Source organism: Pseudoalteromonas sp. T1lg24 (assembly GCF_002964745.1).
Taxonomy (GTDB): Bacteria; Pseudomonadota; Gammaproteobacteria; order Enterobacterales; family Alteromonadaceae; genus Pseudoalteromonas; species Pseudoalteromonas spongiae.
In genome coordinates, this window is the sequence record NZ_PQCB01000006.1 from 772,428 (window position 1) to 797,095 (window position 24,668).

General features: G+C 41.3%; 21 protein-coding genes and 1 pseudogene. 6 read left to right on the forward strand and 16 right to left on the reverse strand.

The features are described from left to right. Nucleotides 1-5: 5 nt before the first annotated feature. From C2M30_RS22035 to C2M30_RS06635, 12 genes are read right to left on the reverse strand one after another with little or no spacing between them, the layout of a single operon-like run. Nucleotides 6-545, reverse strand: coding sequence for a prepilin-type N-terminal cleavage/methylation domain-containing protein (locus C2M30_RS22035; RefSeq protein WP_054978944.1), 540 nt, complete (start codon nucleotides 543-545; stop codon nucleotides 6-8). Nucleotides 546-571: 26 nt separating this feature from the next. Next, complete coding sequence (locus C2M30_RS06585) at nucleotides 572-1,186, reverse strand: type II secretion system protein (RefSeq protein WP_105171088.1); 615 nt, start codon at nucleotides 1,184-1,186, stop codon at nucleotides 572-574. Nucleotides 1,187-1,232: 46 nt separating this feature from the next. After that, complete coding sequence (locus C2M30_RS06590; RefSeq protein ID WP_105171089.1) at nucleotides 1,233-1,709, reverse strand: hypothetical protein; 477 nt, start codon at nucleotides 1,707-1,709, stop codon at nucleotides 1,233-1,235. A gap of 2 nt (nucleotides 1,710-1,711) precedes the next feature. Next, a complete protein-coding gene (locus C2M30_RS06595; RefSeq protein ID WP_105171090.1) occupies nucleotides 1,712-2,938 on the reverse strand; it encodes a type II secretion system F family protein in 1,227 nt (408 codons plus the stop codon). 4 nt (nucleotides 2,939-2,942) lie between these two features. Next, nucleotides 2,943-4,652, reverse strand: a complete 1,710-nt coding sequence (locus tag C2M30_RS06600) for a GspE/PulE family protein (protein ID WP_105171091.1) — start codon at nucleotides 4,650-4,652, stop codon at nucleotides 2,943-2,945. Next, nucleotides 4,642-5,808 (reverse strand): tetratricopeptide repeat protein, encoded by a 1,167-nt coding sequence (locus tag C2M30_RS06605; RefSeq protein WP_105171092.1) that lies wholly within the window; start codon nucleotides 5,806-5,808, stop codon nucleotides 4,642-4,644. The genes C2M30_RS06600 and C2M30_RS06605 overlap by 11 nt, the downstream gene beginning before the upstream one ends. Further along, nucleotides 5,805-6,707 carry an ExeA family protein gene (locus C2M30_RS06610; RefSeq protein ID WP_054978950.1) on the reverse strand — a complete coding sequence of 301 codons (903 nt, stop codon included), beginning with the start codon at nucleotides 6,705-6,707 and terminating at the stop codon, nucleotides 5,805-5,807. The genes C2M30_RS06605 and C2M30_RS06610 overlap by 4 nt, the downstream gene beginning before the upstream one ends. Then, nucleotides 6,707-8,380 carry a pilus (MSHA type) biogenesis protein MshL gene (gene mshL / locus C2M30_RS06615; protein WP_105171093.1) on the reverse strand — a complete coding sequence of 558 codons (1,674 nt, stop codon included), beginning with the start codon at nucleotides 8,378-8,380 and terminating at the stop codon, nucleotides 6,707-6,709. The genes C2M30_RS06610 and mshL overlap by 1 nt, the downstream gene beginning before the upstream one ends. Beyond that, nucleotides 8,364-8,696, reverse strand: coding sequence for a hypothetical protein (locus C2M30_RS06620; protein ID WP_105171094.1), 333 nt, complete (start codon nucleotides 8,694-8,696; stop codon nucleotides 8,364-8,366). The genes mshL and C2M30_RS06620 overlap by 17 nt, the downstream gene beginning before the upstream one ends. After that, nucleotides 8,674-9,366 (reverse strand): type II secretion system protein M, encoded by a 693-nt coding sequence (locus tag C2M30_RS06625; protein WP_105171095.1) that lies wholly within the window; start codon nucleotides 9,364-9,366, stop codon nucleotides 8,674-8,676. Before C2M30_RS06625 ends, C2M30_RS06620 begins: the two co-directional genes overlap by 23 nt. Then, a complete protein-coding gene (locus C2M30_RS06630; RefSeq protein ID WP_105171096.1) occupies nucleotides 9,366-9,962 on the reverse strand; it encodes a PilN domain-containing protein in 597 nt (198 codons plus the stop codon). The genes C2M30_RS06625 and C2M30_RS06630 overlap by 1 nt, the downstream gene beginning before the upstream one ends. Further along, entirely contained in the window at nucleotides 9,946-10,887 is a 942-nt protein-coding gene (locus C2M30_RS06635; RefSeq protein ID WP_105171097.1) for a hypothetical protein, read from the reverse strand. The genes C2M30_RS06630 and C2M30_RS06635 overlap by 17 nt, the downstream gene beginning before the upstream one ends. Before the next feature lie 88 nt (nucleotides 10,888-10,975). Here C2M30_RS06635 and C2M30_RS06640 point away from each other — a divergent pair, with 88 nt between their 5' ends. Further along, on the forward strand, nucleotides 10,976-11,881 hold the full coding sequence (locus C2M30_RS06640; RefSeq protein ID WP_105171098.1) for a 1-aminocyclopropane-1-carboxylate deaminase/D-cysteine desulfhydrase: 906 nt from the start codon (nucleotides 10,976-10,978) through the stop codon (nucleotides 11,879-11,881). Between the two features lie 19 nt (nucleotides 11,882-11,900). Here the strand turns inward: C2M30_RS06640 and C2M30_RS06645 are convergent, their stop codons facing one another. Together C2M30_RS06645 and C2M30_RS06650 are read right to left on the reverse strand one after the other, a co-directional pair. Next, nucleotides 11,901-13,220 (reverse strand): EAL domain-containing protein, encoded by a 1,320-nt coding sequence (locus tag C2M30_RS06645; protein ID WP_105171099.1) that lies wholly within the window; start codon nucleotides 13,218-13,220, stop codon nucleotides 11,901-11,903. Between the two features lie 75 nt (nucleotides 13,221-13,295). Continuing rightward, nucleotides 13,296-14,104, reverse strand: a pseudogene (locus C2M30_RS06650) (ion transporter). 206 nt (nucleotides 14,105-14,310) lie between these two features. On the opposite strand from C2M30_RS06650, the gene sbcD reads away from it, so the two are divergent. The 5 genes from sbcD to C2M30_RS06675 all read left to right on the forward strand — a co-directional run bounded on the left by sbcD (nucleotide 14,311) and on the right by C2M30_RS06675 (nucleotide 22,238). Beyond that, nucleotides 14,311-15,522, forward strand: coding sequence for an exonuclease subunit SbcD (sbcD, locus tag C2M30_RS06655; protein ID WP_105171100.1), 1,212 nt, complete (start codon nucleotides 14,311-14,313; stop codon nucleotides 15,520-15,522). Beyond that, complete coding sequence (locus tag C2M30_RS06660) at nucleotides 15,519-19,190, forward strand: AAA family ATPase (protein ID WP_105171101.1); 3,672 nt, start codon at nucleotides 15,519-15,521, stop codon at nucleotides 19,188-19,190. The genes sbcD and C2M30_RS06660 overlap by 4 nt, the downstream gene beginning before the upstream one ends. Before the next feature lie 11 nt (nucleotides 19,191-19,201). Beyond that, nucleotides 19,202-19,648: an RNA-binding S4 domain-containing protein gene (locus tag C2M30_RS06665; protein ID WP_105171102.1), complete on the forward strand. Its 447-nt coding sequence runs from the start codon at nucleotides 19,202-19,204 to the stop codon at nucleotides 19,646-19,648. A 419-nt stretch (nucleotides 19,649-20,067) separates the two neighbouring features. Then, nucleotides 20,068-21,852 carry a DUF4041 domain-containing protein gene (locus C2M30_RS06670; protein ID WP_105171103.1) on the forward strand — a complete coding sequence of 595 codons (1,785 nt, stop codon included), beginning with the start codon at nucleotides 20,068-20,070 and terminating at the stop codon, nucleotides 21,850-21,852. Further along, a complete protein-coding gene (locus C2M30_RS06675) occupies nucleotides 21,852-22,238 on the forward strand; it encodes a hypothetical protein (RefSeq protein ID WP_105171104.1) in 387 nt (128 codons plus the stop codon). The genes C2M30_RS06670 and C2M30_RS06675 overlap by 1 nt, the downstream gene beginning before the upstream one ends. Before the next feature lie 311 nt (nucleotides 22,239-22,549). Here C2M30_RS06675 and C2M30_RS06680 read toward each other — a convergent pair whose 3' ends face one another. Together C2M30_RS06680 and C2M30_RS06685 are read right to left on the reverse strand one after the other, a co-directional pair. Next, complete coding sequence (locus C2M30_RS06680; protein WP_105171105.1) at nucleotides 22,550-23,341, reverse strand: CLCA_X family protein; 792 nt, start codon at nucleotides 23,339-23,341, stop codon at nucleotides 22,550-22,552. Between the two features lie 90 nt (nucleotides 23,342-23,431). Then, entirely contained in the window at nucleotides 23,432-24,667 is a 1,236-nt protein-coding gene (locus tag C2M30_RS06685; RefSeq protein ID WP_105171106.1) for a cysteine desulfurase-like protein, read from the reverse strand. Between the last annotated feature and the right edge of the window lies 1 nt (nucleotide 24,668).

Genomic DNA, 24,668 nt, shown 5'->3' on the forward strand with positions numbered 1-24,668 from the left:
GTCGATTAACAATCGTTTGTTTGAACCGTTGTAGTTGCGGCATTATAAACAAAGTTAGGTGTAGTACCAGTACGCGTAGCTGGTGCATACCAAACAAAACAACCAGCATCAGTCACAGCTGTTGGCTCTGTTGAACCATTAGCATAAAAAACACCTGCACCACTAACCACATTAAAATTAAAATCAGCAGAGTTTGCAGTTCCACCATTGTTTAAATCAGCAACATTCACGTCCATTGCTACTACAATGCCCGACGCCGCACTACCTGTTAGGTCAACGTCTGGATAACCATATACCAAGCCGATCGATTCACCTGTGTCAGCCGTGATAGTACCTGTAGCTTGCTTCTGTAAGCCTGCAATCACAGATTTACCGTAAACGATTGAGCTTGCACTGTCTGCTGCACCTGCAACACCTTGAATAGTCGAAGCATTAGCATCGCCTTGTAAATCTAAAAATTTAGGTGCAGCTGTTACTGCTAAAATACCTAAAATTACAATAACGATAATTAATTCGACTAATGTAAAACCTGTTTGCTTTTTCATATTACTTACCTCTTTAAAGCCTATAATTAGTTACCAAAAACTCGCACTACGCCAGTTGCTGGAGAGTATTCAATACCACGTAAATTAGTGTCTAACGCGTTACCAGGTAAGGCTGTTAAGTCTAACGCACTAACCAAGTAATATAGGCAAGTATCACTTGCACCATCAACCGAGCCATTATTAACAAAACGCACTAAATACGTATTTTCTTCAACTGTCGCAGCGGCCGCAGATGTTGTACTTGACGGCGCACTTTGCAGTACAGAATTAAATACTGCTTGGCATTTTGCTGTATTTAACGCAGTTACTTCAGTTGAACCTGCAACTTCATTATTTGCAGCGTCCACACCTGATGTTGGGTAGCCAATATCTGGGTCAATACCGACACGCGTTGTATCATAATCAATAAAGTTGATGGTGGTGTTATTGTCAGGACGACCTAACACTTCCCATTGACCACGTACTAGGCCAACTGCAGCGGCTAAACCACCAGCAACGCCTTCAACCGTTGAGCGCTCCGCTTCTTCTTGAATATCAATAAAGCGCGGCAATGCCGTCACGGCCAATAAGCCTAAAATTATCACTACAATAATCATTTCGATTAATGTAAAACCTGTGTTCTTTGCTAGATTTTTCTTCATTTGACGCCTCGACGACTTAATTGTAACCAAAGTTTACATTTATGCTCTAACTATTGCTCACTATGCCATTTAAGAACATGTACTTAAATAGTAAAACTGAATTTTTATAGTATTTACAGCCAATTATTTGACCGTGATCTAATATTTCTACACTGTTAACATCCGACAACGCAATCGACTGTAAGTTTTCGAACAAACCATCACATTGCGCTTTGGATGATGTAACTACATGGGTTACAAATCCATTACGGTTAACACGAGCTTTTAACACCCCTTCGCGACTTAGCGATGACTGTGCGACCAACGACATTTCAACTTCGCTTTGCTTATCTCGCATCCATTGATGCCTAATATGATTGATGCTAGTTACAAACTCATCTTTAGATTTCTTTGCAACTACTTGTTCTACTTCATCATATAAGCCTAGCATTTTTCCTGCCAACACCCAGTAAAGCAGGCAAAAAACAATCAGTATGATAATAAAGCGATATAACCCTGTGCTAGATTCCTGCGTATCTGCCACATTTATCGTCCTTTAATTGCCGACATCATATCCCACATTGGCGTAAAGATACCTAAGGCTAAAACAAGCACCATACCGGCCACAATTGAAATTAAAATTGGCTCAATTTTGGCGGTTAAACTCTTTAAATCAAAATCCACTTCACGCTCGTAAAATTCCGCGGCTTCTTGCAATAACTCCTCGACTCGCCCGGTTTCTTCACCTACAGCAACCATTTGCAATACCAATTGAGTAAACAGTTCGCTGTTTTTCGATGCTCGCAGTAAACTTTCACCTTTTTCAATACTGCGTCGCATATCAATTACTTTCTCTTCCATGAAGGCATTATCAATCGCTTCTGCGACAAGTGAAAGGCCTGTTGTCATGGGGACGCCTGCGCGCAAAATCATAGCGAAAGAGCGGCTATAGCGCGCCAGTAATGAGCGTTCTATAATACCGCCCACAATGGGAATTCTAAGCTTTACTCTGTCCCATTTCAGCCTACCTACCGGTGTTTTTAGGTAACTTCTAACGCCTATAAAAACACCTAAAATACCAAGTAAAAGCACATGCCAATACGTTACAAAAAAGTTAGATGTGCCAATTAAAATTCGCGTCATTAATGGCAGCTCGGCATTAAATTTTGCAAACATTTCAGCAAAGGTTGGAATAACGAAAATATTTAGAATAAACATCGCAATTGCCAACGCAATAACCACAAACGTTGGATAGCGCATAGCTGCTTTAATGCGTTTACGAGTTTCGTGCTCTTGTTCAAAATACGTCGCAAGTTGCAAAAACGCATCTTCTAACTTACCTGTGCTTTCACCCACTACCACTATCGATACCATTAAGCGGTTAAATATCTTTTTGTGACTGGCAAATGCCGCGGATAAATTGCGACCTTGTTCAAGTTGTTTTGCGACATCGAGCAAAGCATCGCGAAAAACGGGGTGTGTAGTGGTTTCAGCAAGGCCAACAATTGCCCGAATAATCGGAATACCGGCTTTCATTAACGAGTACATTTGCCTTGAAAAAACAATCAACTCATCAAGGGTTACTTTAGGCTGGAAAAACGCCATTATCGGCGAGTTTTCGCCCTCTTTTTCACCAGTGCTAGGTTTAATAGACAGCGGTATTAACCCACGCCTCAATAGTACATCTGCAGCCGCATTATCATCATGCGCCTCAAGCTCACCGTTAACCGGTTTGCCCTGTTTATCTTTTGCTTGATAGGCAAAAAACGGCATCGGCTTAACCTACTAACTCAGGCAAACTTTCAGCCACTCTAAACACCTCTTCAAGTGAGGTAATGCCTTGACTTGCATAATCCAATGCCATCACTGATAAAGGTTCAAACTCTGGGTTTGCGCGTGCCGCTTCTGAGAATGCTTGTGTATCAGCTAAACGCAGAGCGTCCATCATAGGCTCGTTCATTTCTAGTAATTCGAACACACCAATCCGGCCACGATAGCCAGTTTGGTTACAACTGTTACAACCTTTGCCTAATTTAAACTGAGCACCGCTAAAGCGAGGATTGATATGATTTACCCAAGCAAGTTCTTGTGCATCAGGCGTATAATCGCTGGCACATTTATCACATACACGACGCACTAGGCGCTGCGCTAAAATCGCACGTAAAGAGCTTGCTACCAAATAACTCGGCGCTCCCATATCAATTAAACGCATGGCGCTGGTAATCGCATCATTGGTGTGCAATGTTGATAACACTAAGTGACCGGTTAACGCACCGCGCAAACCGATTTCAACCGTTTCTTGATCCCGCATCTCACCTACCATCAAAATATCAGGGTCTTGACGAAGTGTGGTACGTAATACAGATGCAAAACTTAGCCCAATTTTACTATTTACCTGAACTTGGTTAATGCGTGGTAATCGATATTCCACAGGATCTTCAACGGTAATGATTTTTTTGCTTGATTGGTTTAACTCACTTAATGCACCGTAAAGTGTTGTGGTTTTACCCGAGCCCGTTGGTCCTGTAACTAAAATCATGCCGTGCGGTCGCTTTAGCGCAGTACGCATTTTATTGAGCACTTTTAAAGGCATACCGGTTTCATCTAAGGTTAATAGGCCCGCTGACTGATCGAGCAAACGCATTACTACTGACTCACCATGCTGCACCGGCATGGTTGAAACACGCACATCAATATTGTGACCCTTGATGGTGATATTAAAGCGACCATCTTGCGGTAAACGCTTCTCTGAAATATCAAGGCCCGACATTAACTTAAGGCGCAGTACCAATGCCGCTGAAATAGCCACTTGATCAAGGGTGTTTTCATGCAAAATGCCATCTATGCGCTGACGAATGCGTAAAATGCCTTCATCAGGTTCAATATGAATATCCGACGCACGCATTTGCACCGCATCTTCAAAAATCGACTGCAGTAATTTTACAACCGTGGCATCTGAGGTGTTTTCGTCTAGCGCATTAAGCTCAAACTCTTCGGTCTCTTGATACTCTTCTTGCAGCTGTGATGCAAAGCTTTCTATGTCTTGGGTACGGCGATATAAATTATCGAATGCATTAAGAATTTGCTGCTCTTGTGCAACAACGATTTCAATTTGTTTTGGCGCAATAATAGGTGCCAACTGATCTAAACTCGATAAATCAGCCGGATCACTCATTGCAATTTGAATCGACTCACCAAGGTCTGCTAATGCCAGCGCTCTAAAGCGACGAGCGTAAACCTCAGGGATCAGTTTAACCACCTTTGGATCGAGCTTTTCATTGTCTAAGTTTACAAACGCAACATTAAGTTGCTGTGCTAAAAAGCGTAGTAACTGAGTTTCTTCAATCACTTGCTGCTCAATCAATGTAGCACCAAGCTTTCGCCCCGTTATTTTTTGTGCTTGAAGCGCATCGTTGAGTTGTTGTTCCGAGATGATATGTTCATGAACCAACAAATCACCTAATCGCATTTTTAACCTAGGACGCATCGAGTCGACCTCTTATAAACTGTAAACGCTCAACAGCATAACGCTGTGATGCAGGCGACAAATTGCCAATTTGCGTCGCTGTTGTGTAATATTGCATCGCATTTTGCCACTGTTGTAAAAATTCAGCGGAACGCGCCATTGCTAACCACCACTTGCCTTGCTCAGGCTGCGATAGCGTTAATTTTTTAAAACTGCGCAAAGCCACTTCGTGTTGCTTTAATTGCTGCGCAGCTAAGCCTTTTAATATCCAAAAATCGTTATCACCTTGGCTTTCATAGCGCTGCGGCAATACACTCAGTACTTCGTTATATTGTTTGTTATCCGCGTAAATGCGCGCCAGTAGAGTGCGCCACTCCATACTGTCGGGTTTTAAACTTAAACCTTGCTCAAGTACATTACTGGCTTTCACGGTTTCTTGGCGGCCATAAAACGCTGCGGCCAATAAGCTACGACACTCAATATGTTCATTAAGTACCGCAATACATTGCTCTAACGCAGCAATTGCCTCGCTCACCAAACCAAACGTGAAGGCTTTTTTTCCGGCTTGAAAATGTTCATTTGCCTGTTGCGTTGCTGTTATCTTAGTAACTTGCTTCATCGTCGTTTGACGTTCAGTTGGTCGCACTTTTTCGCGTTCTACAAGCTGAACGGGCGGTGTTTCCTCCTCAGCAGGCACCACTTTTTGTGACGCTACGCGGGGAGCTTGTGTGGCAGTTGTATCATTACTCACGTCGATAGTTTGCGTTACTTGCTCTGCTTGCGGTAATGATTGAGCTGTTAGCGATTTAGATTGCTCAGCTACTTGCTCATTTCTTTGTTGATTTGCTTGTTCATTTTCCTGTTCAAGCATGCGATTTGGCGTTTCGCTTATGGGCTCACTTACAGCTGGCTTTTCGTTGCTAGCAGTAACCACAGGAGTACTTTCAGCAGCATTTGGCGATTTTACAAAAAAATGCTGAACCAGATCTTTTTTATAAACTACATAACCAACGAGCGATAATGCCACCACAGCTAATACTGGAATTGCTAACTTATGCAGTTTTTCTCCAATATCTGAAATTGGTGTTACATTTACTGTTTGTTCTCGCTCTGCGCTCGATGCGGCTTCGGTTTGCCTTTGCTCTAACCCCTTGAGCGTTTTATTCAGTACACTCATAGTTGTTCCTTAACAATTAACCATGTCGCCGTACCTATTACTAGCAACAAAGCTAAGTACATTGGCCAAATACGTGAGCGGCTTAAGCGACAATCTTCTGTGTCTTGCGCGGCGCTATACACATAGCCTACTTTGGCTTTTTGTGTACCCTCACCATAACCCTGAATAAGCACTTTATGACTTAACAAATTAACCAAACGTGGAATACCGCGACTCGCTTTTGCAATCAGCAAACACACTTTATTAGAAAAAAGCTCTTTCGCTTGCTCGGCTCCCGCAACTTCTAACCGATGTCGAATGTAATAAGCCACTTCAGCATTGGTCATAGCGCGTAAGGTATATGAAAAGCTAATACGCTGTCGTAACTGACGCACTTTTTGATTCGCTAAACGGCTATCGAGCTCAGGCTGGCCAAATAACACAACTTGAATCAATTTGCGTGTTTCGGTTTCTAAATTAGTAAATAGCCGCACCGCTTCCAACGCATCCCAACTTAAGCACTGTGCTTCATCAATAATCAAAACAACGCGTTTGCCTTGATGATTTAATGCTAACAGTTGGTCTTGAATTTTCTGGCTAAGCGATTGCTGATCTAAATCACTGCTAATATCAATTTGTAATTCGTTGGCAATCGCATAACGCAGCTCATCAGGGCTTAAATACGAATTGGCGATATACGCTACTATGGTTGAATCATCAAAGCTATTGAGCAGCTTTCGACATAACAGAGTTTTTCCGGTACCAACCTCACCCGTAACTTTAATAAAGCCCTCACCCATATTGAGTGCGGTAATCAGTACATCCATGGCTTCATTATGAGGAGCTAACGCGCAATAAAACTGCGTATTGGGCGTTAGCGAAAACGGTAACTCGGTCAAACCGAAGTGCGATAGATACATTACTTACCGTACCAAGAATTCAACAACTTAAGGCTACGTTGCTGCTGTTGTTGCCAAGTATCTGCCATCACCACGGTTGGGCGAATAAGAATGACAAGCTCTTTTTTATTTTGTACGCGACGCACGCTTTTGAATAGATTTCCTAAAATCGGCATATCGCCTAAAACTGGCGTTTTCGATTCTTGATCTGTGGTTAAAGTTTGCATTAAGCCACCAATAATCACTATTTCGCCACTGCCTGCGCGGATCACGGTATCGGATTCACGAATGTTACTTTGCGCTAGCGGTAAAACGTAGTCTTGATCGTTTAATGTCACCACTTTGTTTTGCTCTTCGGTCTCGGTCACCGATGGGTGCACATGTAAAATAACCGAACCAAACTCATCAATTTGCGGTGTTACATCAAGTGCAATACCTGAAAAAAACGGCGTTAGTTCAATTTCTGGTGACGTAGTTGTCGCATTGCCCGTTACTGTGGTGCTCGATACTTCTGTAACAAAATACTCATCTTCACCCACTTTAATCACAGCTTTTTGATTGTTTGTTGCAGTTACACGTGGGTTAGAGAGCATTTGCACATCGCCCTGTGTCTCAAGCAAGTTAATCACACCGCTGAAATCAGCATTTTTAAAGACTAAGTTAGTCACACCACCTAATTGCGATGAAATAGTATTGCCAACTTGCGCTGCAGCAGTGGTTGAAAAAGTTAAATCAGTCGCACCAATATGGCCTAACACTTCTGACCAATTAACCCCTTGCTGATATTCATCGTTTAAGGTTACTTCAATAATTTTAGCTTCAAGCACAACTTGGCGCTGCAAGCTATCTTCACTGGCTTTTAAAAACTCTTTTAGCGCTGCAATTTCACTTGGTAACGCGTTGACAGTCACTAAACTTGCTTGCGGACTAACAATAACAAAACGACCACTGCCCTTACCAATTAAAGATTCCATCGCCAGCTTCAGATCTTTCCAAAAATCAGTTTCACTGCTGGTTTGAATGCTTGCACCGTTAATTTGCATATTAGAGCCACCACCAAAGGTGTTATTACCACCCATATTTTGGTTGTTGCTCGAATTATTGCTGCCTGAATTACCATTACCGCCTGAGCCGCCTTGATCAAACTGGCTCACGCCACCAGCAACAACGCTTACCGTAGATAAGCCGCTGCGCTTCATCATTAAATAGTTTACCGGAATCGACTCTGTACGCATTTTTGCTGGCAATACTTGCACTACTTTGCCTTCACGAAATACATCAATGCCGTATAAACGCGATACAATTTTTGTCACTTCATCCATAGTGACGTCTTTTAAAGTAAGTGAAATCTCACCTTCCACCTCTGGATGTAGCGCAACACTATACGGCGTATCGGCAACCAACCCCGCGAAGAATTCATTAATAGACACTTTATTGGCATTTACATCAAAGCGCGTCATTTCAAACTCTTTCGGTAATGAAACACTGGTTCCTACAGAAGCTAGTAACTCTTCTTCAAAACCTTCTGGCGCTTGTTCGGTAGGTAACTGCTCGTTTGCAGTATTTTGTGGTTTCGCATTGAGTTCTTGTTGAATATGCGGCTTTAATGTTGGCTCTGACGTAAGCTCACAACCAGACACCATTAACGCTGAAACTGCCAGCCAACTTTTTAGAATGTTATTTTTTAATTTCATGCTGATAAAGTCTCAATACCTTGTTAGTTTGACCTTGCTCTAGTGTCACCGAGTCCGGTGTTATTTTAATCACTTTATAGCCTTGAACTTGGTCGCCAATTCTTACCATTTGCCCAGCAACAACCGCTAAGTTGCCTGATTTTTTTACAAACACCGATTGCAGCACCAGTGCGTTATCTGCTTGCGTACTGTTAGCAACCACACTACTCGCTTCGTGTGTTTTTGGTCGTGTTGGATCTTGCAGGCTTTTTGCCGACAGCGAAAAGCCACAACACATGCAGATTAAAATAAGGTTATAACGCAATAAATTTATCATTCGCACTTACAGTAGCAATGGTTAATGTCAATTTACCTGTCGGATACTCGTCCACTTGGTAATCAAATTCTTGAATAAATAACTTTTCTTCAATCTTCTTAATTTGTTTTAAATAACTTAATAGCGCGAAATACTCACCCTCTAGCTCTATCAACATAGTGTGTTGATAAAACGCGACTTCTCGCGGTGCTAGAGGTTCTTCACCCTGAGGGTCTTGTGCCGTAGCAGGAGTGCTTGAAGTGACATAAATCGCTTCTACTGGGTTTATTTTAAAACGCGAAAGTTGAATATTTTTATGCTTACGCAGAATTTTTTGCAATACCAATGCCATATCTTCAGGCGAGATGTACGTAAGGCTAAAATCAGCCAGTTGCTGATTAATTTGCTGCAATTCACTCTCAAGAGATTGCTCTTGTTGCAACAACTCTTGCACATAACTTTTGCTCAGCGCGTCTTTCAGCACCACTAATTGTCGCTCACTGTTTTGCTGTTGATTAGTTAAATTAGTGATTCGCTGCTGATTGTTTGAATATGCAGTTTGCAGCGGCGAAATTACAAACCAAATGGTTAAGTAACCAATCAAAAACAAGCCAACTGAAAATACCAGTAATTTTTCACGTTGCTCTAGCGTGCTGAGTTTTTCTGACCACTGCTGCCAAGTATCCTTCATTATTGCACTCCTTGACCGCTATATTGGGTGGCAATTTGAAACTCAACACCGGTTTCTTGCTTATCAAATTCAAGTAACGAGAAGGTTTTTGCCTCAAAATATTCTGAGCGCTTCAGGCCATTCAACCATTCAGGAATAGCCGAGCCATGTGTCGCCTCGCCTACTAATTGAATATCGTTACCAACAAAATGGAACGATTTAAGCCATATTTCGTTGTGCGTATTACTAGCCAAATCAACCATCACTTGTGCGTAGTCAAATTCAGCTTGCTTTGATTTCGCTTGCATAAATTGTAGTAACTTTTGCATTTCAAGCATGTCGTGTTTTTTCTTATCAATGCGGCGTAATACTGGCGATTTATCTTGTTTTCGTTCTAATTCACGTTGCACTTGAGTTAGCTCAGCTTTAGTGCGGTCTAATTTGCTTTGTAGCGATAACAGCTGTTGTTTCGATGTATGTTCAAAACGCGCGAATAATATACTAACAAGCACCAACACAATAATTAGAGCACCCCAACACATCACAATATTATTAAGCGTAAAAAACTCACGCTTCGGTTTTAGCTCATCTAAGTATAAGTTAATGCGAGTCTTCATTGTCACCTCGCAAGTCCTGAGATAATGCCGCCACAATCGCTAGCTGCACTTCAGTGTTTTGCTGTAAACAGAGCGCTAAGCGTGGTTCAAACGCGAGTACTTTTGCTGGAAAAAACTGACTCAACTCTTGCGCTATGCCGTTAATTTCAAAATTTGGAATTGCCAACTGCAAACTTTTGATTGGAGGTTGCTTTAGCTGGCTTTCAAAATAATCGAGTGAGCGCTGTAATTCCAACCCTAGTGCATCAAGTAGCCCGAGTTTCAATTGGTTTAATGGTTGCTCAGCCAGTGGAATTAAGCCACGCAGCTTACGCGATAACAATAGCTCGCCATCACGAATAATATGAATGCTTGGCTCGTTGCCAAATTGCTGCGAAACCAACATATGCGCAGCATTATCTTGCGTCACTAAGTCGCAAAACATCATTTCTTGGGTAGTAATGGTTTGTAGGTCAATATCGTTGTCGTTAATTAATTTAAGCACTGGCATTAACAAGGTACGGCTTGTTACCACCACATTAATTTTATTTTGCCCACCTTGTTTTAACGATGCGTCATAATAATCCGCGATAATATCGGAAGGTTCTAAGCTTACTAATTCTTTAATCGTCCAAGGTAACGATGTCACGATATCTTGTTCTGGTAAGTTGGGCTTTTCAATTTGCACCCATTGATATGCGCTTTCGGGCATAACTAAACACGCTTGTGCACCCGCGGGAAGTTTCGCTAACACTCGATTAAATGCTGGTAGTTTTTCCGTTTCACTTTGAAACGCTTCAACTACCGTATGCTTAATTTCGAAACTATCTGAAACGCGATGCAGAATAACAGATACAACTTTATCGCTCGCAATATAGATGCCAGCTAACAGTGAGCCATCATTATTCTTGTTAAACCACGGAATTCGAGCCAATAAATTCTTCATATTTGTTATTATTTAATATGTTATCTATCAAACGCGCTATTGCTCTTAGTGTAGCAAGCAAACCAACCTAAGCAAGGAGTTTCGTGCTTTGAGCATTGATTTCCAACTAAATATTGATCAAACACCAGTGCAAAAAATTGCGCATCCCATATTAGCTGAAAATAACATCACCCTATTTGTGAAGCGCGATGACCTGACACATCCGTTAATAAGCGGTAATAAATGGCGCAAACTTAAATACAACCTGCACTATGCGCATAAAAACAAAATAACCAACTTGCTGAGTTTTTCAGGCGCTTTTTCAAATCATTTATATGCGTTAGCGGGCGCGTCGCGCTTGTTTGGGTTTAATACAGAAGTAATTGTACGCGGGCCAGAACTTGATGCTAACAACCCCTGTTTAAAATTCGCCAGCGCTTGCGGCGTAAAACTAACGCCAGTTAATCGCATTACTTACCGAAAGCGTTATGATCAAGATTATTTATCTGAGTTACAAACACAGCGCCCAGACAGCCTAATCATTCCAGAAGGTGGTAGCAACCAACTCGCAATGAAAGGTGTAATAGAACTCGCACAAAGCTTGCCACCCACTGATCAAGTTTGGTGTGCTGTGGGTAGTAGCGGCACCTTAGCAGGGTTGATTGAAGGCCTTCCCAACAGTACTCAAATTTATGGTGTTGCGGTATTGAAACAAGCAAATTATTTAAACGATGAAATCCGAAAGCTCAGTCTAAAAGCTAAACAACAAGATAATTGGCATTTATTCACCGAATATCACTATGGCGGCTACGGTAAATTTACAGATGAATTGTGGCAGTTTTGCCAAAGCATGCGCGCGCAGTTGCCACTTGAGCCCATTTACACTGGAAAATTACTATTCACAATTTTCAGCCAAATAAAGCTAGGTATTATTAAACCAAACACCCGTATCATGGCGATTCATACCGGTGGCTTACAAGGATTAACAGGACTGAAATACCGAAAGCTAATTTAACAACCTCAATTGGAGGGATTTAGTTTAATCCCAGTGCAATATTGCTTTCGCCTTGCTGAAAGTAGCGCCCACTAGCACCAGAAAAATGATGTTCTGCAAGCAAGTTAAGTTGGTATTTATTTGCTACGCCATTTGCGTATAACTGCAACTGGTATTGATTGGCAAAATGAGCAACGGCGGTCAGTAAGCTCTCTTGTTGTTCATGAGGCAGCTGAAAGCAATCGCTATCTAAACTTATCCCTGTTAAATAATTCACGCCTTTTTGCACTGCTAATAATGCACCATGACAATGCTCGAGCAAAATAGCAATATTATGCTTTTTAACAAATTTAAGTTGTGCTGAGATTTTATCAAATTCGTTAACGAATACGCTTTCAGGCAATGAAAAACGGATCACTTGGGTATGCCCCACTTGCTCTACCAATTTCACTAGCTCATTTATTGCATTAGCACTTTGCCAAGTAGAAAGATCTAAACACAAAGAGACAGGTTCGCTACCAGGGTCTTGTGCAAGTGTTTTAATTAGCTGGTGCATTAAATGTGAATCGAGCGCAATTAACTTATCTGGCTCAATACAGCCCAACAAACACTGTTTGGCATCACACAATCCAATTTTTTGATGGCGAATCGTAATGCCAACTTGATGAAATAACAAAGCCTCACCATGCACACTAAACACCGGCTCAAAAACCAGTAAAAACTGCTTATTTAACAAGTCACTCAGCATATCTGGCAGCGAATATTGCAATAGCGCAAGATTAGTTTGATTTAGCTTTAGGGTGTGGCAAGGGTCATGCTGTTTTGTTTTCGCAATAGCTAATGCAAGCTCTGCAAGCTGATATACATTCAACTGCTGACACGGCTCGCGATACAAACAAGCACCAAATGCAATGTCGCTATACTGCGCCATAACGTCACTAAAAAGTGTATTAAATCGGCTTTCATCGCACACATTTGGGCATTTAATAGTAATGCTTATACGCTCGCCTTTAAGTTGCTTGCAAGATACAAAGTCACTGGCGAATGCGTTTTTTAAGCGCTCACCTAACTCCTGCAAATTATTAATAGATGCACCACTAACCAATACAAACACATCAAACGCATTGCTGTTTAATGCATAAACAGGGGAAGCTTGGCGTTTAAATGAAATTTGCGGAGGCAGTTTTAATAGCGCGCCGGATGACGCGCGGTGGATAAATAACAGAAGTAATATGGCGGCAATTGCACCGCACACAATAACAGCGGTGAGACTTTCTAAGAACCAATAGGCAACAAAACACGCCCATAGCGCACAAACAACGTAGAGTATATTAAGAATACGACTAAAGTTGTTCCACATTGCACATCCGCCACACCTGCTCACTATACATAAGTGTTAACGAGGTTAGCGAGATGCGCAAGTGAGCAGCAGCGGTTACTTCAAGCGTTCACTGAGTAATTTATTAAGCTCTAGAATTTGCGCTTTTAACTCAAGCACTTCACCTTTGGTGGCTGGCTCATCTAATTCGTCAGTATTTTCTTTTACAAAGTTATCGTGCTCTTGGGTCATTACTTCAAGCACCACACCCACCATCATATTTAAGAAAATAAACGCAGTTAAAAAGATAAACGACAAATAGTAAATCCAACTTAGCGGGTGCACCGCCATGGTTTCGTACATTACATCTGTCCAGTCTTCAAAGGTGGCTACACGGAACAGCGTCAGCATTGAAATCGATACATCGCGCCAAAGGGTTGGGTTAATTTCACTGAACATCATGCTACCAACAGCGGCATAAATGTAGAAAATTACAAACATTAACAGTGCGATGTAACCCATGCGCGGAATCGCTTTAATCAGCGCATTCACTAGCATTCGTAACTCAGGCACCATAGAAACCAAACGCAGTACACGGAAAATACGCAGTAACGCGCAATAAACACCGTTGACCCCGCAACAGGTAACAAGCTACCAATTACAATAATGGTGTCGAAAATATTCCAACCCTTTGAGAAAAACGCTTTAGGCCCTTTTGAAGCAATAAAACGAATTGCTATTTCTACCGCGAAAAATACTGTGATGCCTTTATCTAACAGCAATAAAAGATTTTCCATCCACACAGGCAAGGCATACGTATGCGCACCAACACTCAGTGCCGATACCACAATGACAAAAATAACAAAGGCTTGAAACGCTTTACTGTCGTCGATTCGTTGAAATTGGCTTTGCATGGCCGTGAACATACTGAATTTCTCTTACTGGTTAGCAAAATAAAAAACGCATTATAACCATCCATTAAGCGAAGATCTAACGGATAAATTAACGCACTGCAACAACATGTTATGCGCTAAAAGCAGCAGTTAAAAAATTATGCTTTATGCAGCTTGTTGCCCTTTATGGGTTTTATTAAAAAGTGATAAAGTGAGTTTTTTTGCTATCAAGAACTCTTATGCGCATTATTCACACATCTGACTGGCACCTCGGCCAGAGCTTTTTTAATCAGTCTCGGCAAAAAGAGCACCATTTATTAATCAAATGGCTAGCTGAGCAAATTAAAACGCAGCAAGTAGATGCGGTGATTATCGCAGGAGATATTTTTGATACTGGCACGCCGCCAAGTTATGCGCGCAGCCTTTACAGCGAACTTATTTTGGCGATGCAAGCGGCAAATTGTCAGTTGATTGTTACCGCAGGCAATCACGATTCGGTAGCAACTCTTAACGAGATTAAAAGCTTAGTAAAAGCGCTTAACTGCCATGTGGTATCGCAAGCCAGTGAAAATGTAGCAGAGCAAATCGTCGCTATCACTCAAGCTGAAAAAACACTAGGTTATGTCTGTGCCATTCCATTTTTACGCAGTAAAGACATTATTACCAGCCGCGCCGACGAAAGCATAAAAGAAAAACAAGACAACCTTGCCAAAGGCATTTACGAGCACTTTGAAAATACCTTTAAGGCCGCGCAAACATTAAAAGCAGATCAAGATATACCGATTATTATGACGGGCCATTTAACTGCGGTAGGCGCATCTAGTTCAGAGTCAGTGCGCGATATTTATATCGGCCACCTGTCAGGTATAAACGCCCATCAACTGCCAAACGCCGATTACATCGCCCTTGGTCATATTCATGGCGCCCAACAGGTTGGTAAAGAAGGTAATATGTTTTATAGCGGCTCGCCAATCGCCCTTAGTTTTGATGAATTAAAACACGCAAAATCGGTCAACTTAGTTGAGTTTAACGGGCAAAATGTTTCGCAAATAAGCCAACTTGAAATCCCGCGCTTTCAAGCAATGCAAACCATAAAAGGCAACCTCGCCGAAATTAAAAACGCATTAACCGTATTTGCAGAGCAAACTGAAACAACCTGGCTCAGTATTGAAGTTACCACCGACGACTATATTAGCGACCTGCAAAATACCGTGTTAGATCTCACCAAAGACCTGCCCGTGGAAGTATTACAACTAAAACGTGCGCGCAAACATGTGGCTAAACTTAGCCAACAAAAGCAAGAAAACCTGTCTGAAATAACCCCTTTAGAGGTTTTTGAGAAACGCATCGCACTTGAAGAGTTTACAACAGAGGACGAGCTTGCCCGTAAAGAGCGCCTAACCCAGCACTTTATTTCACTGCTTAATACGGCAAAAGGAGCACAGTCATGAAAATATTGTCACTGCGTTTTGCCAATTTAAACTCGTTAAAAGGCGAATGGAAAATCGACTTTAACAAAGCGCCATTTGCCGAAAGCGGTATTTTTGCTATCACAGGGCCAACTGGCGCCGGTAAAACCACCATTTTAGATGCCATTTGCTTAGCACTTTACAACAGCACACCAAGGCTTGGTGCAATCAGCGCAAGCAATAATGAAATAATGACCCGTGGTACCAGCTACTGTTTAGCTGAAGTTGAATTTGCCGTAAATCAAGGTGTGTATCGTGCTTTTTGGTCAATGCGCCGTGCCCGCAATAAGCCCGATGGTAACTTACAACCAGCGGAAGTAGAGCTGGTTGAAGTGGCGAGCAACAAACCCATTGCCGCGCAAATTAAAAAGAAAGATCAGCTAATCGAGTCACTCACTGGCCTTAACTTTGCCCGCTTCACAAAATCGATGATGTTGTCACAGGGACAATTCGCCGCATTTTTACAAGCCAAAGAAGCCGACCGCGCCGAATTATTAGAAGAACTCACAGGCACCGAAATTTATGGCCAAATTTCGCAATTAGTACACCAACGCTTTGGTGAAGCACGCGATGCACTTAATGTACTAAACGCTAAAACAGAGTCACTCGAACTGTTACCTGAAGAGCGCATAAATGAAATAAACCAGCAATTTAGTGAGCTACAAACACAACAAACTAATTTAAAAAGCGAGCTTACAAGCCTGCAAGCAAAACGCGATTGGCATAACCAAGTCACACAAAACCAACAGCGTTTAGAAAAACTGCAACAGCAAAAAATTCAGCTTGAAAATGAACTTGCTGAAAAACAGCCAGAACTAACACGTCTTGAAACTGCCCTGCCCGCACAAAAGCTCGCAGTTGATTTAGATAAACTCGCATCCTTAAACGTTGCCAAACAAAACCAAATTGCCAGTATTGAAAGTTATCAACAACAAGCAAACACTCACGCAAACGAGCAAGCAAAGGTAGTTGAGTTAACTCACTCATTAGCCACTAAATTCGATACTGCCAAGCAAGCGCAAAAAGAGTTATTTGAGCTTATTGATAACCGAGTAACCCCACTCGATAACCAACTTGCGCATAGCAAAAGCAAATTAAGCGAGTTAAATCAACAGCTAGAAAGCTTGTATATACAAGAGAAAGAATTAACTGAAGCGCTGCAACAAAGTGAAAGTAACATTCATAACCTTGAAGCTGAAAAGCAGCAACTTGCCGCTAGTTTTGATCAAACCGTCGATATAGAGCAATTTGAACACAAGCTTGCAGAGTGGCTTGATGAGCATGCCAAACTGCAACTAAACGCACAGTCTTTGCAGCAGCAACAAAACCAGCTAACCGAGTTAGCCGAAAGCAAAACCACTTTAAAACAAGCAATTGGCGAGCAACAAACAGGTATCGCAAAAGAGCAAACAAAGCGTGAACAGCATCAGCTACAAGTTACGCAGTTACAAACACAGTTAAGTGAATTTTGTGATAACAGTGATATTAATGTTTCTGAAGACACAATTGAATCGCTAAAACAGGCGCTAGATAAAGCCAAAACTGCAAAACAACAGCAAACTCAATGGCAACAAATAACAAACGAAATCTTTGCGGATAAAACGCAAATTAAAACATTACAGAGTGCCCAACCTGAACTGGAAACGCAGCTTGCTTCACAAAATGCACTACTGAAAGCTCAGCAACAAAGTTTAGATACCTCACTTCGCTTACAAGATGCAGAGGCCCAATTAGCACTGCTACGACAAGATTTAGAAGAAGATACTCCCTGCCCACTTTGTGGCAGTGCTCAGCATGACTTAAGTCATTTTGAGGTTGGTAACACGTCAGGTGATGAAAACACACACATCGCAACGCTTAAACAAGAGATAAGTGACTTACAACAAAACATAATTGAGCTTTCCGCAGCACTTAGTAGCAACGCCCAACAAATTGATGCACTCAATACTGCAATCACCAGAAAAACCAAGCAACTAGATTCAATTGCCACAACTTGGGAGATTGAACAAATTGCGATTAGCGATGAAACCGCTTTGCTGACGTTTATTGCAAAAACTGAGCAACACCTTGCAACCGCGTTACAAAACCATGAACAAGTTAAAGCAATAAATACTCAGTTAACTGAGGCGCAACAAGCAGAACGCGAGTTAAGCTATCAAATACAATTACTGGCTGAAAAACTTAATAGCACGACTGAGCAATTACAAAATGTAACGGTCAAAGAGCAAAAGCTATTAACAACCTTTAATGAGCAGCAAAAGGCTTACGGCTCAGCACTTGCAGAGCTTGTATATACAATCAATAAGTGTGGATACCCCTGCCAAGAAGGCGACTTAGCCAACTGGTTTAACGAACAGAAACAACAATTAAATACACTTAAAACACAGCATAAAAAATACCAACATGTGCAACAGCAGCTCGCTCTAGCACAGCAGGCACGCAACCATTTAACACAGCAGCAAATGGATGTTGCAAAGCAAAAAAGTGAATTAAAAAATCAACACGAAACCACGCAGCAAAAAATTGCAGAGCAAGCACACACTCGCCACGAGCTGTTTGGCGATAAATCGACTACAACTGAAAAGCAGTTATCACAAGCACACTTAGAGGCGCTTCACACTGAAGTAAAAGCCGCTGAAACACACGCCCAACAAATTAATGCTGCGCTCACCAAGCTCAACGGTCAGCTGAGCGAAAAACAAGATCAACTTAATGATACCAATGTACAATTAAATGAGGTGCAAACCAAGCTCATAAAATTACTGGAGCAAACCCCTTATGCGACCATTGAAGCGGCGCAACAAGCACGTTTGCCAGCAGATGAGTTTGATAAACTAGCCGAGCTTAAACGCCAATTAGATGCTGCGCTTACACTTAATAGTGAGCAAATAAATACTGTTGAAAATGAATTAAAAACCCAACAAGCACACGAATTTAATACGCTAAACCTAAATAGCCAGCAACTACAAAGTGCCTTTGACGAACTAAACGAAACCCTTGGTCAAACCAACCAACAACTGGGGTTACTAAGCAACCAAATAAATGAAAATGCAGCGCGGCAAGACAAACTTAAAGATTTAAAACACGAGCTCGATATACTTAACCGCGAGTATCAAGATTGGCATTATTTACACGGTTTAATTGGCTCGCAAAAAGGCGATAAATTTAGAAAATTTGCCCAAGGGCTAACGCTTGATAATTTGATTTACCTTGCCAATCGACAACTTGAAAAGCTCACAGGCCGCTACCTATTAAAACGCAAAGAAGATCAGTCGTTAGAAATGCAAACTATCGACCTTTGGCAGGGCGAGCAAGTACGCGATACCAACACCCTATCTGGCGGTGAAAGCTTTTTAGTAAGCCTTGCTTTGGCGCTCGCGCTTTCTGATTTGGTTAGTCATAAAGTGAGTATTGACTCACTGTTTCTAGATGAAGGTTTTGGCACACTCGATAAAGAAACCCTCGATATCGCCCTTGATGCGCTCGATAACCTGCATGCCAGCGGCAAAACCATTGGCGTAATAAGTCATATCGATGCGATGAAAGAGCGCATACCAGTGCAAATTAAAGTGCGTAAAAAGTCAGGTTTAGGCATCAGCGAACTCGACCGCACCTATAAGTTTGATACAATAGCCAGCGAAACCAGTTAAGAGATTTATCCATGTCACAAGCTTTTGTTGTAGAACTTGAAGAGCAACCGATTGAATTATGTAACTTATTAAAGCTACTCGACCTTGTTGAGTCTGGCGGCCAAGCAAAAATGCTAATTGCCGACGGCTATGTTGCTCTTAATGGTGAAATTTGCCTACAAAAACGCAAAAAAGTATACGCTGGTGACACGGTAGAATTCGACGGCCAACTATTCCAAGTAGCCGAATTTTCAGGCGAAAGCGCTGAGAGTGACTACCAAGATAACGAGTCATTTGAAGACGACTATCAGGATGATGACGCAGTTGAACATCAGCCAGTCACTGAATCACCAAAAGCGGCAACACCCGCGAATAATCTGTCGCCATCAAAAGCGAAAAAAGCAGATAAAAAACCAGCCGCTAAAAACGCAAAAGCCAAAGATAAAAAAACGGGTAGAAAACCGATATCGTTTGGGTAAAGGGTTGGGGTTAGCTAATTTTTAATTTTAGCCTCAACCGCAGCATTTAAATCAACTTCAACATTTCCATTTGAATAACTGACGCCATCCATGGCGTCCTCTTGTTCATTTTTGTTACACGACAAAAACGAACCAAAAAACGTGCCCCTAAATCAAACTAATCTTCAAAAGACATTTAAATGTGAACATAAACGCCATGAAGCAACATCCCTGTTGTACATGGCTTGCTCGACCGCTTCGCTCCCTGTCTCGCATTATTCATTTAAATCCCTTTTTCAGGTTTGATTAAAGGGGGAGTATGGACAGACTTAACTAATTTAAAGAAAATGAGTTCGTTGACAGCCAATATAGTCATGTTAATCATCATTAAGTTTGATTGATTAAAAGTCGACTTTAAAAAACTTCATAGGTGAAAGGGAATGCTAGGTTTTGTTAGAGAGTCAAGATTAATAAAAGAACAAAAGCGGGTTAACTCACTTGAAAAGGAACTTCAGCACTCAAAGTCTGAGCTACAAGCCATAAAAAATGAAATTGCAACTACAGAACACCTCCGTGGCTTTGAATTAAAGGATTTAGATGAAAAGTTAGCCACAAATCGTTCAAAAATAGATTCAGCTAAATTAGAGTTTGAAGAAATTATAGCCGCGACTTCAAAAGAAAGGGATAAGATTCTTACATCAGCCTCGCGGGAAGCAACCCTAGTTTTAACTGCCGCTAAAGAGAGCGCTTCGACTATGATCGACAAGGCCCAGGGTAGTGCCAAAGAGATAATAGATAAAACAAATCAAGAATGTGATAACACTAAACTAATTGCAGATAGAGAAAACGAAAAGCTTATTACCACTGCAAAAAGCAAAGCTGTGCAGCTATCACTCAAAGCAATATTGTTTATAACTAAGGCTAAAGAAAACGCCGCCATTATTATCAATAAGGCCGAAGATAGCGCTAATGAACTAATAAATAAAACAGCTAAAGAATGTAAAAAAATTATTGCCTCTGCCAAAAGTAAGGCTGAACAACAGTCACAAGAAGCTCAAGCCAAACTCAGCAGGCTTGAAATTGAAATTAAGACATTGGAAGAGTCTAAATTAAAAGCGTCTGAAGCAATATCAAGACTGGAAAAAAGGCAACAAGAACTTAAAACCGAATCAGAAAACCTAGAAATCGCAGAAACGATTACACCATACAAATATTTAATAGATGGCCCTGTTAGCGACCAAATAAAAGCCAAGTTAGAGAAAGTTAAAGAAAAACAAAAGTCATTAATACTAAAAGGAAAAGGCTTTAGAATTAAAGAATTTATCCGTTGGAATGACAACCTTGCTAGTGGTAAGGCAATGCAGAAACGGCACGGAAAATTTTTGATAACAGCATTTAATGCTGAGGTGGATAACATCATCTCTAACACAACTGCCCGCAACTTTGCGAACAGCGCCAAAAAGATTGAGAAATGGTTTGATCGAGTAAATAAAGATGGGCAAGACAGTTTTATTGAATTGAGTAGAGATTTACTAGCTTTAAGACTAGAAGAACAACGCCACTTTTTTGAATTTAAATACAAAAAGGAAATGGAGCTTGAAGAGCAGCGTTATATGAGAGAAACCTTGAGAGAAGAGGCTAAAGTAAAAAAAGAGATAGAAAAATTTATCGCTGATCGTGAAAAAGAAGAAGTGACATATCACAAAAGCCTAAATGCTGCTCTAAGTAAGATAAAAACTGCTAATCAAGAAGAAATTGAAAAGCTCAACACTCATATTGAAGAGCTTAAATTAAAACTAGAGCGTGCAACAAGTGAAAAAGAAAGAGCGCTTAGTATGGCACAGTTAACTCGCTCAGGTTATGTATATGTAATCTCGAACAAAGGATCTTTTGGAGAGAATGTATATAAAATAGGCATGACCAGAAGACTAGAGCCGTTAGATCGAGTTAGGGAGTTGAGTGGTGCATCAGTGCCGTTCCACTTTGATGTCCACGCCTTCATACCATCTGATGACGCACCTTCTTTAGAAAGTAAATTGCATACCAAGTTTGCTTCAAAAAGAGTGAACAAAGTTAACCAACGAAGAGAATTTTTTAAACTAACAATCAAAGAAATAGAAGAAGCTTTAACTGAATTTGTGGATACGGATTTCAACATATTGAGTGATGTAACTTCAGAACAGTACGAGGAGTCGATGCTTCTGGAAGAGGAGCTGACAGAATAATGGCTAAGATAACTAACGACCTAAAGCGTATTCAACGCATTTCCTCAGTAATAACTAGAGCAATAGAGAATTGCTTTTCAAATGCAGAAATATCGTGTTTATTATGTAAATTCGAGTATGAAGAGTTTACCTTTGAGCTAACATCAACCATTTTTGATTATACAGAGATAAATATCGATGTATCAGATAAAAGCTCTGAAAAGTGTATGTCGCGATCCATTAAACAGTTATTAGATCAAATTAATAAAATCATAAATAACTTAGAAAGTGATGAAAAGGAACTTAGGCGAGACTTAAAAAAATATGGACAGGCATTCAGTGAAAGTCCAGCAGTGCTTTTGTCTTCAATTCAAATGTTCAAGCAAATTATAGAAAGTATCAGATGAATTACTTCAGATAAATCGAGAGCTACTGTTGAAATACATCGTTTAGTTTCACGTCCTACCCCCTTAAATCAAACCCGAAAAGATTGAATTGAAGAGCAATTGCCAGCATGGATGCTGGCAAAAGTATGCTTGAGCCATGGATGGCGATTGCATACTGTTTGCGTTCATTTCAATTTATTCTTTGAGGATTCAGTTTGATTTCGGGGCACGTTTTTTGGTTCGTTTTTGTCGTGTAACAAAAATGAACAAGAGTGCGCCATGGATGGCGCAAGATAAATGCAAGGAGGCAAAGCTAAATAATAATGATCAACTCACTTACTCAATGCCATCCCCAATGGCTTAAAATACGCTAGCAACGCCTCATAAATTCTTTGCCGATGGGTTAAGTCAGGAAACACTGGCATTACATCTGGGTTTGTTGTGCCCGCAACCAAATAGCTGTTTTCAATATCAGGGCAAGTCTCTACTGCAGCTTCAAAAGCCCGAGCCATCATTTCGGTGGGTAATGAAAAGTAGTTTCTTGATAAGGCTAAGTCGGCTTTTACACTGCGTGCAACAAAGTCATTTTTATCTTGGCCGTCGTCGCTTAACAGCATGGCGCTAAAAATATTTATTAGGCGATCATTTAGTGGGTGGGCAATTTGTGTTTTGTTTTTCAGCCAGCAGTCACTGGCGAATAAAATACGGTTTGGAAAGAGTTCAGTATCATTAATATCAAAGGCTTTGTCGGCAATATAATGATCAAAGGCGTGCCAAAACTCATGGGCAAGTGCCCCAGCTCCCGCATTTTTAGCCAGTGCTAGTTCGCGATAATGGGGCGCATAATGCGCTTGCACGCCCTTTCGCCCGCCACTACCAAAGGCAAGATTTAAGTTGCCACGCAGCCCCATAGCTTGTGGCGGCAATGCCAATATGTAAGCTAAATCAGCCAGTGCATCGAATACTAAATTAGCGGCAAGGTCTTTTTCTTCGCGCGTTACCCAGCTACCCACACGAATATTCCCCATGCCAAAAGTGTGTTTAATGTCTAAAAACGACACTTGTTCGCCATGACGATAATCTGGCCCTTTGCGGGTTTTGTATTTAAAGCTGGTTAACTTCAAGTTGGCTCAGTTAGGTTTAGTTGATGCTGGCATTATCCAATAAAAAAGGGTAACTCAGTTACCCTTTTTCACGTTTATGTATTGGCTTGCTTATGCAAGTAGCGGCTCTAATACATCAAAGAAGCGCTCTAGCTCTTCGATTGTGTTGTAGTGCATACAACCAATGCGAATCACACCGCCGTTGTCTAACACGTTAAGCTGTTGGCATAAGCCTTTGGCGTAGAAGTTACCGTCCCACACACATATATGCTCTTTACCTAAGTGCTCAGACACTTGGCGTGGCGTTACACCTGCAACAGTAATTGCAAAGGTAGGTGTACGCTCAGCTAAACGAGACAGATCAGAAATACCGTATAAGGTTACTGATTTATACTTTGCGATGCGTTCAAGGAAGTACTTAGAAAGCGTATCTTCATGCTGCTTAGCATTAGCAAAAGCCACCTCTAAACGCGTGCGCAGTGGCTCGCTTTCAGCCAGCTCGCTTAAGCTTGCTATGTATTCAACGGCTTGAATAAAACCAGCCATAGCTTCAAAGCTTTGCGTACCCGTTTCCCAACGACCAGGAATTAGATCAGTTGCTGGTTCCACTTTGTATGGTGTAAAACCTTCTAGGTGTTCACGTTTACCATAAACCATGCCTAAGTGTGGGCCAAAGAATTTATATGCAGAACACGCTAAAAAGTCACAATCAAGTGCTTGTACATCCACCAGCATGTGCGGCGCATAATGCACAGCATCAACATACACTAGCGCACCTGCTTGGTGTGCCATTTCAACAATCGCTTTAATATCGTTGATAGTACCTGTGGTGTTTGACGCATAAGTAACGGCAACAAGCTTAGTGTTTTCATTGAGTAATGATTTTAACTGCACTAAATCAAGGCTACAGTCTGCGGTATCCACTTCTAATGCGTGAACTTTTACGCCTTTATCGTCTGCCGCTTGCTGCCAGCTAGATACGTTTGAGAAGTGATCTGCATTAGTTACGATAATTTCGTCACCCGCTTGCCAATCGCGGCTAATAGCACGGCTAAAGCTAAAGGTTAGGCTGGTCATATTCGGACCAAACACAATTTGCTCTTTGCTTGGTGCATTTAACAATGTTGCCGCACTTTCACGTGCTTTGTTTACTAGGTCAACCGTTTGGTGGCTTGAGAAAAATGCGCCACCTAAGTTTGAATTATAACGACCTAAATAAGCTGACATGGCAGTTAAAACACTTTGCGGTACTTGTGAGCCACCAGGGCCATCTAAAAACACCGGTGATTTACCTGCTACTTCCTGCATTAACGCTGGAAACTGCTTACGGATTTTAGTTAATTGCATT

Excerpts from the sequence above, each read along its gene's own strand:
- C2M30_RS22035 (WP_054978944.1), bottom strand. The coding sequence starts at position 545 with ATGAAAAAGCAAACAGGTTTTACATTAGTCGAATTAATTATCGTTATT.
- C2M30_RS06585 (WP_105171088.1), bottom strand. The coding sequence starts at position 1,186 with ATGAAGAAAAATCTAGCAAAGAACACAGGTTTTACATTAATCGAAATG.
- C2M30_RS06595 (WP_105171090.1), bottom strand. The coding sequence starts at position 2,938 with ATGCCGTTTTTTGCCTATCAAGCAAAAGATAAACAGGGCAAACCGGTT.
- C2M30_RS06600 (WP_105171091.1), bottom strand. The coding sequence starts at position 4,652 with ATGCGTCCTAGGTTAAAAATGCGATTAGGTGATTTGTTGGTTCATGAA.
- C2M30_RS06605 (WP_105171092.1), bottom strand. The coding sequence starts at position 5,808 with ATGAGTGTACTGAATAAAACGCTCAAGGGGTTAGAGCAAAGGCAAACC.
- C2M30_RS06610 (WP_054978950.1), bottom strand. The coding sequence starts at position 6,707 with ATGTATCTATCGCACTTCGGTTTGACCGAGTTACCGTTTTCGCTAACG.
- mshL (WP_105171093.1), bottom strand. The coding sequence starts at position 8,380 with ATGAAATTAAAAAATAACATTCTAAAAAGTTGGCTGGCAGTTTCAGCG.
- C2M30_RS06620 (WP_105171094.1), bottom strand. The coding sequence starts at position 8,696 with ATGATAAATTTATTGCGTTATAACCTTATTTTAATCTGCATGTGTTGT.
- C2M30_RS06625 (WP_105171095.1), bottom strand. The coding sequence starts at position 9,366 with ATGAAGGATACTTGGCAGCAGTGGTCAGAAAAACTCAGCACGCTAGAG.
- C2M30_RS06630 (WP_105171096.1), bottom strand. The coding sequence starts at position 9,962 with ATGAAGACTCGCATTAACTTATACTTAGATGAGCTAAAACCGAAGCGT.
- C2M30_RS06635 (WP_105171097.1), bottom strand. The coding sequence starts at position 10,887 with ATGAAGAATTTATTGGCTCGAATTCCGTGGTTTAACAAGAATAATGAT.
- C2M30_RS06645 (WP_105171099.1), bottom strand. The coding sequence starts at position 13,220 with ATGTGGAACAACTTTAGTCGTATTCTTAATATACTCTACGTTGTTTGT.
- sbcD (WP_105171100.1), top strand. The coding sequence starts at position 14,311 with ATGCGCATTATTCACACATCTGACTGGCACCTCGGCCAGAGCTTTTTT.
- C2M30_RS06660 (WP_105171101.1), top strand. The coding sequence starts at position 15,519 with ATGAAAATATTGTCACTGCGTTTTGCCAATTTAAACTCGTTAAAAGGC.
- C2M30_RS06665 (WP_105171102.1), top strand. The coding sequence starts at position 19,202 with ATGTCACAAGCTTTTGTTGTAGAACTTGAAGAGCAACCGATTGAATTA.
- C2M30_RS06670 (WP_105171103.1), top strand. The coding sequence starts at position 20,068 with ATGCTAGGTTTTGTTAGAGAGTCAAGATTAATAAAAGAACAAAAGCGG.
- C2M30_RS06675 (WP_105171104.1), top strand. The coding sequence starts at position 21,852 with ATGGCTAAGATAACTAACGACCTAAAGCGTATTCAACGCATTTCCTCA.
- C2M30_RS06685 (WP_105171106.1), bottom strand. The coding sequence starts at position 24,667 with ATGCAATTAACTAAAATCCGTAAGCAGTTTCCAGCGTTAATGCAGGAA.